The organism is Nanoarchaeota archaeon (assembly GCA_018897155.1).
GTDB lineage: Archaea > EX4484-52 > EX4484-52 > EX4484-52 > LFW-46 > LFW-46.
Map to the genome: position 1 here is coordinate 1 of JAHILE010000039.1, position 9,033 is coordinate 9,033.

General features: G+C 38.3%; 12 protein-coding genes. 7 read left to right on the top strand and 5 right to left on the bottom strand.

Annotated elements, in window-relative coordinates:
- Positions 1–146: 146 nt before the first annotated feature.
- The 4 genes from KKB09_04450 to KKB09_04465 form a co-directional block, all read right to left on the bottom strand.
- Positions 147–1,583, bottom strand: coding sequence for a DUF1616 domain-containing protein (locus KKB09_04450; protein ID MBU4300445.1), 1,437 nt, complete (start codon positions 1,581–1,583; stop codon positions 147–149).
- Between the two features lie 91 nt (positions 1,584–1,674).
- The gene (locus tag KKB09_04455; protein ID MBU4300446.1) at positions 1,675–2,097 is read right to left on the bottom strand and encodes a HEPN domain-containing protein; all 423 of its coding nucleotides are present in this window, start codon (positions 2,095–2,097) and stop codon (positions 1,675–1,677) included.
- Positions 2,069–2,689 (bottom strand): hypothetical protein, encoded by a 621-nt coding sequence (locus KKB09_04460; GenBank protein MBU4300447.1) that lies wholly within the window; start codon positions 2,687–2,689, stop codon positions 2,069–2,071. Before KKB09_04460 ends, KKB09_04455 begins: the two co-directional genes overlap by 29 nt.
- Positions 2,690–2,861: 172 nt before the next feature.
- Positions 2,862–3,809, bottom strand: coding sequence for an archaeosortase/exosortase family protein (locus tag KKB09_04465; protein MBU4300448.1), 948 nt, complete (start codon positions 3,807–3,809; stop codon positions 2,862–2,864).
- A 254-nt stretch (positions 3,810–4,063) separates the two neighbouring features.
- Between KKB09_04465 and KKB09_04470 the strand changes: the two genes are divergently transcribed.
- The 5 genes from KKB09_04470 to KKB09_04490 all read left to right on the top strand — a co-directional run bounded on the left by KKB09_04470 (position 4,064) and on the right by KKB09_04490 (position 6,916).
- Positions 4,064–4,579: a hypothetical protein gene (locus tag KKB09_04470; GenBank protein MBU4300449.1), complete on the top strand. Its 516-nt coding sequence runs from the start codon at positions 4,064–4,066 to the stop codon at positions 4,577–4,579.
- Positions 4,580–4,658: 79 nt separating this feature from the next.
- Positions 4,659–5,159: a hypothetical protein gene (locus tag KKB09_04475; GenBank protein MBU4300450.1), complete on the top strand. Its 501-nt coding sequence runs from the start codon at positions 4,659–4,661 to the stop codon at positions 5,157–5,159.
- 110 nt (positions 5,160–5,269) lie between these two features.
- A complete protein-coding gene (locus tag KKB09_04480) occupies positions 5,270–5,713 on the top strand; it encodes a hypothetical protein (protein ID MBU4300451.1) in 444 nt (147 codons plus the stop codon).
- A 46-nt stretch (positions 5,714–5,759) separates the two neighbouring features.
- A complete protein-coding gene (locus KKB09_04485; protein ID MBU4300452.1) occupies positions 5,760–6,209 on the top strand; it encodes a hypothetical protein in 450 nt (149 codons plus the stop codon).
- Positions 6,210–6,397: 188 nt separating this feature from the next.
- Positions 6,398–6,916 (top strand): hypothetical protein, encoded by a 519-nt coding sequence (locus tag KKB09_04490; protein ID MBU4300453.1) that lies wholly within the window; start codon positions 6,398–6,400, stop codon positions 6,914–6,916.
- Between the two features lies 1 nt (position 6,917).
- Here KKB09_04490 and KKB09_04495 read toward each other — a convergent pair whose 3' ends face one another.
- Positions 6,918–7,454, bottom strand: a complete 537-nt coding sequence (locus tag KKB09_04495; protein MBU4300454.1) for a metal-dependent hydrolase — start codon at positions 7,452–7,454, stop codon at positions 6,918–6,920.
- Positions 7,455–7,662: 208 nt separating this feature from the next.
- Here KKB09_04495 and KKB09_04500 point away from each other — a divergent pair, with 208 nt between their 5' ends.
- On the top strand, positions 7,663–8,280 hold the full coding sequence (locus tag KKB09_04500) for a hypothetical protein (protein ID MBU4300455.1): 618 nt from the start codon (positions 7,663–7,665) through the stop codon (positions 8,278–8,280).
- 4 nt (positions 8,281–8,284) lie between these two features.
- Positions 8,285–9,033 (top strand): hypothetical protein (locus KKB09_04505; GenBank protein ID MBU4300456.1); only part of this gene is annotated, 749 nt, incomplete at its 3' end.

Genomic DNA, 9,033 nt, shown 5'->3' on the forward strand with positions numbered 1-9,033 from the left:
GAACTGCTTGGAAAGCATGATATTCGCAACAAACAGAAACAAGCTTCCTGCAAAAGCCGCAAGAAAGAGCATTCCGCTGTCCTTTATCAGTGCGGATTCTTCCATTATCGAAGTAATATAGCCGTTGATTTTCGCTTTCATAACATTCACTGCGTTATATTAAATGTTTCGATTATCGCCCTGTTTTCTTTATCCATCGGTCCAAAAAGTATCGGCATTCTTTTTTTGGTGCCGGATGAATCATACAATCCCAATCGTATTGTGTAGTTTCCAGCAGCAACATTAGGCACTTTAACATCATATTCCTCTGCAATAACATCACCTTTTCTCCAAAGTGATGTTTTTAATGGCAACCCGTGGTCCTGCTGGAATCCCATTGAACCCGTGGCATTCGTAATGTGCACAAAAACAGTATAGTTTATATCAACTTTATCAAGCGATTTCCAATAATATATTATATGGAATGATTCTCCGGATTTGAGATTTGTTTTGTTGATTGAGTATCCTAGAAGGGCTATTGAGTTGTTAAAATTCACAACTACGGGATTTTGTATCTTTATTTCACTTGTTAGCTGCGCGATTTTTTTCTGCGGATAGTATCTTTTAACAAGCATGCTCTCGTTATACAAATCTGAAAAAATCAGAACCTGCTTAATCACCTTCAGCGTATTAATCACAGCTCTGTTCTGGCTGTCAATAAAACTTCCTGACGTCACGCTTGCATTGAAAAGCCCGACACGGACTAAATACGTCCCTTCATTTATTGCAGGAACCCTTACATCATATTCTTCCATCAAAACATCGCCTTTATTTAATCGAAGAAGCTTGTGGTCCTGCTTGAAAATTATCTTTCCCGCTGCATCTGTTATGTCAACTGTCACTGTATATTCCTTGTCTGTCTCATTTACGCTCATCCAATAATAGTCAATATGAAGAGAATTTCCCACACTCACTGTCGCATTCTTTATCGAGTGGCTTAACAGGGCAATCTTGCTGTCAAAAATAACAACTGATGTCGGAGGTATTGTCACATTTGTGATTGTTTCAGCAATCCCTTTCTGCGGATAGTATCTTTGCACATCCATTCTATTGCTGTAAAGCTCTTCAAGTGAAAACTTTTGCATCGGATTTTCTTCTTCTATCGCATTGCTTACAAGATACGGATAAAATATATCCAGAAGGAATATGAACAGTATTAAGCCCCCGCCCATTAATATATACGTTGTCCTTTTCGGCACTTTTATTGCAGGCATCCTAGACAATCCATAGAACGCACCGCATATTGCTAGTATCTCAAAAACAATCGTTTGGAAATTAATCGGAATCTTCAATGCCAAATTGGAAAACATCACAGTCAGGACAACTAAAGAAATGCTCAGCCCGATAGACAAAGCAAGCCGTTCAATTTCATCAATCTCATCCTTAAAGAACGCAAAAGTAGCAATATAGCCCGGGATAAACAATACAAAAACAAGCCCCAGAACAGCACGAAGAACCCTGTAAATGGCATCAAATCCAAGATAATAAAAAATAATATCAATAACTACCAAAGCAACAAAAGCAATCAAAAGATTCTTATTCATCCCAGTACGCTCTTGATTAAACTCGTATGAGAACTTCCTGCGTTCTGGCTTCTTAGGTTCTTTATATGTGTATTCGTATTTTTTCATATATTCACGTCTTTAAAATGATCGACTTTGCCAACGTAAGAATATCTTCAGCAATCATCAGATAATGTTTAACCTCAGATTTGGAAAACATTCTTCCCTGAACATAGCCCGCAGTATGCAGGGCTGATGCCACTTCAAGATATTTATTCGAAACATCACGGCTTATCTTATTTGTATTGACAAGATTATCCCTGATCAAAAATTGCAATGCAAGCCGACCTGTGAAATTTTTATCCCTGCCCGGATATTCTATGTTCTTTATGCCCTGGTGAAAAAGCAGTGCCTCAAGCGATGCCTCTATTGCCCTGAAAGTCTCTTCTGCGGCAGGGAATAACCGGCCTGCTTCAAAGTTCAAGCTTGCAGATGAAAAGTATTCTTCTGCTTTCTGCAGCGACCACTTAACCAATTCTTCTCGGCTTTGAACCACATAAAATCTTACCTTTTGCCTGTGCTTCTATTATCAGGCTGTTATTGACAAGCCCTTTTTTATAATAATCTTCTGAAACTACAATCGGATATATTGATATCCCATATGTTTCGATTATCTCCGAATTTATATGTCCGATTAATGCTTCTTTAAAGTTTTTTATGTCTGAATCTTTCTTAACAACGAAAATAAGGTCTATATCACTTGGAGCTTCAACAATATCGCTTCTAACAGCTTTTTTGGAAAGGCTCCCTATAAGGATTACGCATGCGATTCCGAACCTTTTTGTTGAGAATTTAACCAGGTTTCCTGCAATTTCTTCATATATGAGATTCAAATCCCTGAATATGCCGAAAAGCGGCTTGAAAAGGAAGTGATTTTCATTTATCCGGTATATCTTTACTTTGGCCATTTTCTGGAATCGCACCAGATTTGATTTAACAAGATCGCCTATTTGCCTGTTGATTTCGGATAAAGAGCATCCGGACTCTCCTGCAAGCTCCTTTTCAAAGTATGATCTTCCGGGATTGGTTATAAGGACAGATAATATGTTTATCTTAGTTGTACTTCCAAGCAGTTTAGCAAGGTACATCAGTTCACCTTTATGGTTTTCCGAATTATAATTCGGTTTTCAATATTATTGACCACGGGAATTTATAAGCTTTTTTGTACCGCAGGTACGGACAAATCAATACGCTCAATCACAAGTTCCGCCTTTTTCCGGGCGCTTAGAAGGACAATCACACCTATAATCACCAGGGATGTCAATCCTTATATCGATAAGGGTGTTTTTTATTGCTGACATCCCCTCCGGTATCTTTCAGGGCGATCATCCAGAATATTGTTATCCATATGAAAAATATTATCCATCCAAGATGCGTATGCACTGTAAGCAGTGCACTTGCTCCATAATAATACCCCACAAGGAAAAGGATCACAACACGGATGATGTTTGCAAAAAATGTGCCAATAATGCCCATTGCAAAAAGAGCGGCCTTTCTTGCATGCGAAACTTTCAAGTCATACGACATTGCGATGAATGCCGCAATGAAGACAGCCATTGAAGTGACTCCGGAACAGAACGCTCCGACAAAGACCCTGAATTTTGTATCTGATGCGATCAAAGTATATCCCCCTATTGCTGAAACCGAATAAACCGGGATTCCAAGAAGATTGACAACCTTTTCTGTTATATAGGTAATCAGCCCTATCAGCGGCATGTAAAGTGCTTCAAATTGAAAATTAACGCTTCCGGTCATCCCGTATTCATAGCCTGCCGCAGGCAGTATCAGGATTCCAAGCACTATGAAGAATCTTGAAGAAAATCTTATCATCGGGTTTTCTGATCTTGTTATGCTTGAAAGAAAGTCTTTTTTCACCATAAGGAATACTGCTGTGCCAAAATAGGCCGCAGCCAGAAGAAGCGGAACTATTGTTCCGCTGTTTCTTGTATAAAATATCGCAAAAAGCATTAGCACACTCAGCCCTAAAAAAGAGCCCATCTCAAAAAGCTCCTTTTTCTTTACAGTGCCTTCAAGCATCTGGTAACCGATGAGCAATCCTCCGCTTGCGAATAAAAGCAGGAATGTGAGTATTATCTGGACTTTGTTGAAATCGCCCTGCACAAAGCCGTGATAGAATATCTCAAAGAGATAAAGAAACGACCCAAGGAGCAATACAATGCTTAATATCTGAATTCTTTCGAGCTTCATAAGTGGATATATTAAAGCAATGGATTTAAAAAGCTATGTTTAATACCGCTAAATAGTGAAACATTAAAAAAACGTCAGATGTCTTATGTTTTTGCAAAATAATGAAAAGATTTAAATAGGGATCAAGAATAGTATAGTAATTATTTCAAATCCGCTCCTGATTCGTCAACACATAAATTTAAATACTTCACTCTAGCATAGTGCATAGGTTTAAATACTTTAACATAGTAAAAGTAAACTATCTGGTGAACGCCATGAAAAAACAACTGTTATTTTCTGCAATAATTGGAATGATGCTTTTTGCAGGATTTGCTTTCGCAAACCTGACAATAAAAATAACTCCAAACCCTGTAATTGTTATGGTTGGCACAACAGGAAATGCTGTTGTACAGATAATAGACACAGACGTGACCGGCAATCATGATGTATCAATAGATGGATACATATGCAAAGATACTGACGGAAACAGAAACACATGTGAATCCACTTTTATAAATCAGGTAAACGCAGAAATGTATGTTACATTTGACAACGGGCTTCTTGGAGCAGTAACAAATTCAACTGATGAAGCTTTGTTAAATATAACACTTAGTGCAAATGCTCCGTCAGACGTAAATTATCTTTTCATAGTCCGCTCCAAACTTGGATGGCAAGAAGCAGTTGTAACTGGTGAAACCACTTCAGTTCCGATACCGGAATTCCCATCATTTGCAGTTCCTGCAGTGCTTTCAATGATAAGCATGGGGCTTGTAAGAATGAAATACAGATAAATTAAAATACGGGCTGGGTTTCCAGCCCGTTTTAAAGTATTTAAATTAATGAGCTCATAATAACAACAGGTGTGGAATTATGAAAACCTCTGCAATATTGATTTCTGCGATTTTTGGATTAATGCTTCTCTCAGGAGCAGTAATGGCCTGCGGCGGCGACTATTGCCAAGAGGATCTTCTTGAAGTGTCAATACTTTCCCCGGATGACGATGAAACCACTGGTTCTTCAGTAGTTATAGTTGCTGAGGCAACATACAACGGCTCAATCAATGAGAATATTACTTGCATAGCCATGGTGTATTTAGACGAACCGGGTGCTGATGACTCAGATACAGTATATTTAATGAATTATAGTGGTGGTACATATACTGCATTAATTACCGGTCTTTCACCAAGTGATTCTGCATACGAGGTAGAAATAAAGTGCAATATAGCTGTGAATGGATGCAACTATGAAGAAGAGGACTTAGAACACTGGTATGTTGAAGAACCTCCGGCAATACCGGAATTTCCGACATCCGTAGCACCAGTAATTCTTTCAATGCTAAGCATTGGCTTAGTCAGAATGAAATATAAATAAATTAATTCGGGCTGGGTTTTCAGCCCGTTTAAAAATATTCTGAACCAATACAAAGATATATAAATTATGATTTCATAATAACAACATACAATAACAACGTAGGTGTAGTTATGAAAATCTCAACAATATTGATTTCTCTTATTTTTGGACTAATTTTTACAGCAGCATTTGTATCTGCAACTCCCACAGCAGATAAAGTAACAATAACAAATCCGACTAGCGGCTCAACAACAGATTCTTCTGTAGAGCTTAATGCAACATCCACAGCAAACGCAATTTGTGAATATATGGTTGATGGCGGCGGTTGGACTGTTATGGACATAACTGGCGGTACAAATCACGGCCAACTTCTATCCGGATTAAGCGCAGGATCACACAACGTTCATGTTCACTGCTGTAAATTTGATAATCCCGGCCAAGGTTGCGGCCAGGCTATGAACGATCATGTTATATGGGATGTCCAAGAGCCTCCGGCAATACCGGAATATCCGAGCGCAGCAGTCCCTGTGATTCTTTCTATGCTGAGTTTTGGCATCATAAAAATGAAAATGTAAAAAAACTATATATGCTTTTAAAGCCATATTTCTATCGGAGATATGAATGAAAAGAACATGCATTTTCATTTCTGCGATGTTTGGATTGATGCTCGCCTCAGGCGTTGTTATGGCTGCTTGCAATAACGAACTTCTGATGGATATAAGATACCCTGTGGAAGATTCCACAACAAATTCTACAATAAAGCTTATTGCAAATGTGAGTGATGAAGATACAGATTGCATGTACACGCTTGACGATAGCGCTGTTTCATACATAATGTTTAGAACACCTTCCGGAAAAATACATAATGCAACAATCTCAGGCCTAACACCGGGCAAGCACAAAATTGAAGTATACTGCATAAGAGAACTAACATCTTGCACTTATGAAGCCGAAAAAGATGTTGAATGGCATGTGGAAGGAAATTCACCGTCAATACCCGAATACCCGACAGCAGTATTGCCGGCAATGCTTTCAATATTGAGCCTTGGGCTTGTGAAAATGAAAAAATAAAGAAATTGTATAAAGCAATTTCTATCTTTTTTTAGACGAAGTCTAAAAAGCTTGCTGAGATTTACTCGGCATGATTTTCAGTTTGGATAATCCGCAGCAAGCGGACCAAACTGAAAAATAATCGACAGTTGCCGAAAAAAAGGCGTATATATACTTTCGAGCACCACATAATTAGCCCGGTGGACGCTATGAAAAAAATCTCAACAATATTTTCAGCAATTTTCGGATTAATTTTAATCGGCAACTTAGTTTCTGCAGATATGTCTATAAGCATGATTCCAAATCCTGTGACATCAATTATTAATTCCACCACAACAGCCACAGTACATGTTAATTCAAGCACAGAAACAAACGTTTATGTGTATATTGATTCCTGGATATGCAAAGACACTAACGGAAATAGAAACACATGTGAAGGCCCATTGCTTTCAAACGGCGGCGGTGAAATAAAAGTCACTTTCGCAAACAACCTTTTTAGTTCGCAAACTGATTCTTCCGGCAACGCCGGATTAAAAATAGCTCTTGGTCCTGGCGCCGATGCAGGTGCAAACTACCTCTTTAAAATAAGGGCAAACAACGGCGGATGGCAGGAAGCAGTTGTGACAGGAGAAAGCAATGCGGTTCCGATACCGGAATTCCCGACATCTGCGGCTCCCGTAATTCTTTCAATGCTAAGCATCGGCTTAGTCAGGATGAAATACAAATAGATCATCCATTAATTGCTTTCTTTAGAGTATAGCGCGCCTTGACAATCCTGCGCCTGTTTCTAAGATAAAGAACGTCTTCTACAAAGAATGCGGAGAGCATTATCATTGAATATATTGCCAATGCTATCCCATCCCTTGATATCAAAGGAGAATAAAACGCGTTTGTTGCAAGCAGCTCAAATTTTGGAATAAGAACCACTTCTGAAGAAAATGGATAAAACAGCTTGACCTCGCCGCCATAAAACATATCTGCAGTAACATGTCCTGTAAGCATCACAAGAAGGATGAGCGCGTATGTCTGCAGGCGTATCGATGTCTTTCCTTCATACTTATGGAATGTAAAAAACGCTATCAATGGAATAAGAACAACAATGAATATGTTGTGGAGCGTTCCTCTGGCAGCCATGCCGAAAAAATGATCTGCATCAATCAATACTGACAGGAAAGCCAATAATATTATGGGCTTAAGCCTGCGCTCCCCCCGGAAGACCGCCATTCCAGCCATCAAAGAAAAGAAAAAATGAAAAAGCGTGTCCATACAATAACATAGACGGCAATAAATATATAGTTAAATCGGGTCTGCCCAATTTTTCCGTGATAAAGCGATAATTCAATAACCTCTATTTCCATTGCAACTTATTCTATAATTGAGTGTATTGAATTTTGGAATCAAATAGCCTCGACTATATAAATGCGAAACCGCATATTGTTACCATAGTAAAACAATAGCAACAGAGGCGGTTTCAATGAAATTATTGGCGGCAAACTTAATAAACTATTCGCATGTTTCCCAAATATATCAACATGCAACGATTTTAAATACGAAAATCTATGTAAGCGCTGACAAAGTGATACATGCCGAACGGATTGATTGTCCTGTTTGCGGCAGCAAATGCAGCTACAACGGCTCAAACAATTCCGGCAATATTGTTTCACGCTCAATAGATTCATTTTTCAAAAAAGGGCAGCAGTATTGCAAATATTGCGATAAGACCTGCCAAACCGAAAACGAATTTGTGGATTCGGTAAAAAACGATTTGGATCAAATGGTTCTTTCTGTTGCGCTTTCTTTGCGCAAAATATTCGCAAGCTATCCGGACATTTCAAAGCATATTTCCGAAGTGTATGGAATCAGTATCAGTGAATCTACTTTGAAAACAATTTGCGAAAAGAAATTATATGATTTTAACGATCTTGAGATTGATTTTGCTGTGGAAGATGATTTTTACGGATATGACGAGCAATATTTGACAGTTGGCGGCAAGAAAGCATATCGGATTGTTATTTTTGATTTCAAGAACAACAAGCCCATTTATGAGGCAAAGCATGAAGATCTGACAAAGGATACTTTGAAAGGCATATGATACTTTGAAAGGCATATTGAAAGACGTGTTTTCGGATAAATCGCCAAAAGGCTTTGTTTTTGACATGAAAACAATGTATCCTGACGCATTCAAAGAAGTTTTCGGAAAAAAGATACAGCTTCAATATTGCGTTTTTCACTTGAACAAGCTGATTTTGGACGAATATCAAAAGGCTCTTAAAGTCGGAAAAAAGGTGAAGTGGAATATTATCCACTGCCGCAATATGTATTCGCTGTTTGACACATTTTATGACCGCAAGCAGGAACTTGATTTGATAGAAACTTTGGAAAAAGAGCTGAACAAATATAATGAAAAGCTTAAAGGAATAGAGGACCTTGATACTCATTTCAAAAACGCGCAATTTTCAAATAAATGCAAAACACGTGAAAACAAAATTGCCTATTGCACACGATTATATGAAAAAGAGCTTATGTCTGTTTTTAGGGATCATTTGTATGCCGAAAAACTGAGGCGAAAAAGAGAAAAAACAGGATTAAAGCCAAGAGCAAAAGACGATGCAAGAAACCGGCTGGATAAAATTATTAAAAAGAGCGCATACTATCCAAAGGCTTTGCAGAAGCGCATTCAGAAAATCAATGATAATTTTGATCTGTTTACCGGCTCAGACGGCGCATACCTTACAAACAATATGCTGGAAGGCTTTTTCGGCTCAACGCTCAAAAAATTCAGAAAAAAAGAATTTCATTCCGACGAGGGCTTGAAGACTTATTTCACTTTCAGAAAAATAAAGCA

Excerpts from the sequence above, each read along its gene's own strand:
- KKB09_04495 (MBU4300454.1), bottom strand. The coding sequence starts at position 7,454 with ATGGACACGCTTTTTCATTTTTTCTTTTCTTTGATGGCTGGAATGGCG.
- KKB09_04470 (MBU4300449.1), top strand. The coding sequence starts at position 4,064 with ATGAAAAAACAACTGTTATTTTCTGCAATAATTGGAATGATGCTTTTT.
- KKB09_04450 (MBU4300445.1), bottom strand. The coding sequence starts at position 1,583 with ATGAATAAGAATCTTTTGATTGCTTTTGTTGCTTTGGTAGTTATTGAT.
- KKB09_04480 (MBU4300451.1), top strand. The coding sequence starts at position 5,270 with ATGAAAATCTCAACAATATTGATTTCTCTTATTTTTGGACTAATTTTT.
- KKB09_04485 (MBU4300452.1), top strand. The coding sequence starts at position 5,760 with ATGAAAAGAACATGCATTTTCATTTCTGCGATGTTTGGATTGATGCTC.
- KKB09_04490 (MBU4300453.1), top strand. The coding sequence starts at position 6,398 with ATGAAAAAAATCTCAACAATATTTTCAGCAATTTTCGGATTAATTTTA.
- KKB09_04475 (MBU4300450.1), top strand. The coding sequence starts at position 4,659 with ATGAAAACCTCTGCAATATTGATTTCTGCGATTTTTGGATTAATGCTT.
- KKB09_04500 (MBU4300455.1), top strand. The coding sequence starts at position 7,663 with ATGAAATTATTGGCGGCAAACTTAATAAACTATTCGCATGTTTCCCAA.
- KKB09_04465 (MBU4300448.1), bottom strand. The coding sequence starts at position 3,809 with ATGAAGCTCGAAAGAATTCAGATATTAAGCATTGTATTGCTCCTTGGG.
- KKB09_04460 (MBU4300447.1), bottom strand. The coding sequence starts at position 2,689 with ATGTACCTTGCTAAACTGCTTGGAAGTACAACTAAGATAAACATATTA.